A 3,322-nucleotide genomic window follows, 5' to 3' on the forward strand; every position below is an offset into this window, starting at 1 on the left:
CATGCGGGTCGACCAGCGTGGCGAAGGTGTAGCGCGCCGGCGTACGGCCCTTGGTGTCGCGCCACTCCCGGTTGGTGTAGGTTTCCAGGCACTGGATGAAGCTTTTTTCCTCGTCCTCTGTCATCCGCGCCAATGGATGAAAGCCGATCTTGCGGATCGAGGCCCATTCGGCGCTGTCCTTGATGTGGACTTCGAGCGCCGGTGCGCGGAACCAATCGAACAACAGCTTGGCGAAACGGTCCCAGATTTTTGACGGCCCGATGCCGAAGAAGATGCAGACCTTCTGCGGAAAGGCGCCACCAAGATCCTTGCGGCATTTGTTGAGCGCCAGTTCCAGTTCCGGCAGCGCGTGCTCATAGAGCTTGCGTTCCGACAGGTCGATCATCGTCTCGACGGTCGGGATCACCTTGTGGCCGCGCGAGCTTGCCAGCAGCGATGCATAGTAGCCGCGGCTCTGGTAGGCGTAATTGTTCGACAGGTTGATGACCTTCGGCCGCTGGCCGCGAAACAATGACGGATGCGCGAGATAGTCGCGATTGGTGATGATCTTGTGCGGTGTCGCCACCTGGTCGAGATCGCTCTGCCTGCCGGTAAGGATGACCCAGGTCATTGTCTGTCACGCTTTCCCAGAGTGATGGCGGCACGCAGTCCATCGCGACCGAACTGCGCCATGTTCATGAAGATGCCGTAAGGCACGGGAATGTTGGCTGCATCAAGGATGGTCTCCTGCCTTTCATCCTCGACCCAAGGGTCGTGGATCAGGATATGGTCGCCGTCATCGCCGATCGCCAGCACCCAGTGCGGCACCTTCTTGCCGAACATCAGGAAGCCGCTGATCAGCACCAGCACCAGCTTTCCCCCAGCGATCGCAGCGCGGATATCGTCGATTGTGAATGCACGGTAATTCACCGGGATGCCGTAAAGTTCCGTGCGTCGGCGAAAGTCGACCTGCGCCAGTTCCATTACCCTGCGCTTGTCCTCGCTGCGCACCGATTGCAGGAACAGCGCGCCATAGAAAGAGACGTAGATCTCCACCGCGAGCCCGCTCTCGTAGCCCGAGACAGCGAGGCCGAACGGCTCGCAACCGCCGGGACCCGACATCATGAAGACGGTCGTCGCTTCACGCCACAGGCGGATTTCCATGACCGGATCCGGCACGAAGCCGCGATCGAAATTGGCCATCGCCATCATCAGGCAGCACGGACCGCAGGTGAATTCGCAGGTCTGCGGGTAGAACGGCACCTTGGTGGCGATCGGAATGTCGCCACGCAAGGTTTTTTCGTAGCGAAGTGCCGTTTCGCCATCCTCATAGTAGCCGGGCTCACGCCCGATCTTGCGATAACCGGCCCGTTCGTAGATGCGGATCGCGCGGCTGTTGTCTTCGCGAACTTCGAGACGCAGCATCATGCGGTCGTGCTCGAAGGCGGCATCTTCGGCGGATCCGAGCAGGATGCGGCCGACACCCAGTCCGCCGAAAAACGGACTGGTCGCAATCGAGTAGAGGCGCGCCACGCCGCTGCCTTTGCGAAACAGCACGATCGCATAACCGGCCACGCGGCCGTCGACTTCGGCGACCAGCGTCTCGGCGGTTTCACGCTCGATGAACAGTCGGAAGGAGCGGCGGGAAATACGGTCGCTTGAGAAAACAGCTTTCTCGATGGCGGCGAGATCATCGACGTCAGACGCGCGGGCCGTGCGGATCTCGGCAGGCATGCGGCTTCAGAAAACCTCGATTGGTGGTGGAAATGGCCCTACTCGAACACGTCCTTGACGCCAACCAGGGCGTTGGGAAAACCGGCGTCCACCTGGGCGCACGAAGTCCGCTCCACCACCTTGAATCTTCGCCTCGTTTTTCCAAAAACCGTTTCCGATTTTCGGGGCGATGCGACGGCATTCATCAAGCGCTATCGCACCTCGATTAGGGCCGAATTGTGACAAATCCGACGCCGATCCGACGGGCGCAAAAGGTCCTTCGGCCGGATCGGCATTCGCGGATCGACGGCACCGGCAAAAGCGGTGCCGTTCAGCTTGCCAGCCCGTTTACAAGTTGCGTGTAGGCGTTCCTGGCGACCTCGTTCAGCCGCTCGCGCGGCAAGGAGCCGACGACGGCGCAGCCATAGCCCTTGTCCAGCCAGTAGACGGCCTCGGGTCCGTCTTGCGTGGCGGCGTAGGTGCCCTTGGCATTCTCCGTCGATTCCGTGGTGACGAACAGCGATATACGCTGCCCATTGCCGTCCTCGTAAAGCAGCATGGCGGCCTTGCTCTCGCCTGCCGGAAGCAACCGGCCGCCGACCAACTGGAAACCGTTCGCGGTCAAGTCGGGTGCCACCAGCTTCAACCCTACCCGGTTGGACAGCCAGGTCTGCAGATGGTCCTTGTCGCTGGCCGGAACCTCGACGGCATGCCGCTTTTCGGCGGCATAGATGACATGGGCCGCGATTGCCTGCTCGGCCAGCCGATCTTCCGCCGGGTCCTCCTGGCCGATGCCGTCGACGCCGGCAAGGTAGCCACCAAGCCCGCCGGCGACCAAAAGCACGGCGGCAGCAGCGGCAAGCCACCAGCGCGAGCGTAGCACAGCTGCCTTGACCGGCGCCTCGCCAAACACGACCTTGCGCAACCGCGCAGGCACGGCTTCGTCCAGCACCCCGGCGAAGGCGGCACGCAGCGCCGCCCGGTCGGCGGTGAAACGGGCGCTCCTGGCTTTCATCTCGGGATTGGCGTCGAGCCAGGCGTCGTAAGCGGCGCGCTCGTCTGCAGGCAGCTCGCCATCGAGCGCCATGTGGATGTCCCGTTCGGAAAAGTCGCGGCGGATCATTTCTCGACGATCCTTATCGCGCGGCGACGCGCCGTATCGTCCAGCAACCCACGCAATTCCTCACGCCCGCGCGCAATGCGCGACATCAGCGTGCCAGCGGGGACGCCCAGAATGTTGGCGGCTTCGGCATAGGAAAAACCTTCGATGGCAACCATGACAAGAGCTGCGCGTCGATCGGGGCTGATCGCTTGCAACGCGTCGATGATCTCGCGCGAGGCGATACTCTCCACCTGCTCTGCCGGCTGGGCAACGGCCTCGCCCGCCTCCAGCGGCAACATCGCCGCCTCGCCGCGGCGGTTCACCTTGCGCATCTGGTCGATGAACAAATGATGCATGATCGTAAACAGCCACCTCCGGGGGCTTTCTCCTGTCTGCCAGTTGTCGAGCCGCACAAGCGCCCGCTCGAGGCAATCCTGGACAAGGTCGTCGGCAGCGTCGCGGTCGCGCAAAAGCGAGCGTGCGTAACGGCGCAGGCGCGGTATTTCGCCAAGGATTGCTGCCTTCTTC

At 62.5% G+C, this 3,322-nt stretch carries 4 protein-coding genes; all 4 read right to left on the minus strand.

Translation table 11 applies throughout. The features are described from left to right. Positions 1-610, minus strand: a 610-nt coding sequence (locus EN949_RS34035) for a RimK-like ATPgrasp N-terminal domain-containing protein (protein WP_206534997.1), incomplete at its 3' end; no start/stop codon positions are given. Beyond that, on the minus strand, positions 607-1,713 hold the full coding sequence (locus EN949_RS34040; RefSeq protein ID WP_127366742.1) for a peptidase C39 family protein: 1,107 nt from the start codon (positions 1,711-1,713) through the stop codon (positions 607-609). The genes EN949_RS34035 and EN949_RS34040, both read right to left, overlap by 4 nt. Before the next feature lie 310 nt (positions 1,714-2,023). Continuing rightward, on the minus strand, positions 2,024-2,815 hold the full coding sequence (locus tag EN949_RS34045; protein WP_127366743.1) for an anti-sigma factor: 792 nt from the start codon (positions 2,813-2,815) through the stop codon (positions 2,024-2,026). After that, positions 2,812-3,322: RNA polymerase sigma factor (locus EN949_RS34050; RefSeq protein ID WP_245472577.1), on the minus strand; the 511-nt coding region annotated here is incomplete at its 5' end. The genes EN949_RS34045 and EN949_RS34050, both read right to left, overlap by 4 nt.

Origin of the sequence: Mesorhizobium sp. M7A.F.Ca.US.007.01.2.1 (assembly GCF_003998165.1) — a bacterium.
GTDB lineage: Bacteria > Pseudomonadota > Alphaproteobacteria > Rhizobiales > Rhizobiaceae > Mesorhizobium > Mesorhizobium ciceri.

Coding starts and splice junctions, on each gene's coding strand:
- EN949_RS34040 (WP_127366742.1), bottom strand. CDS start 1,713: ATGCCTGCCGAGATCCGCACGGCCCGCGCGTCTGACGTCGATGATCTC.
- EN949_RS34045 (WP_127366743.1), bottom strand. CDS start 2,815: ATGATCCGCCGCGACTTTTCCGAACGGGACATCCACATGGCGCTCGAT.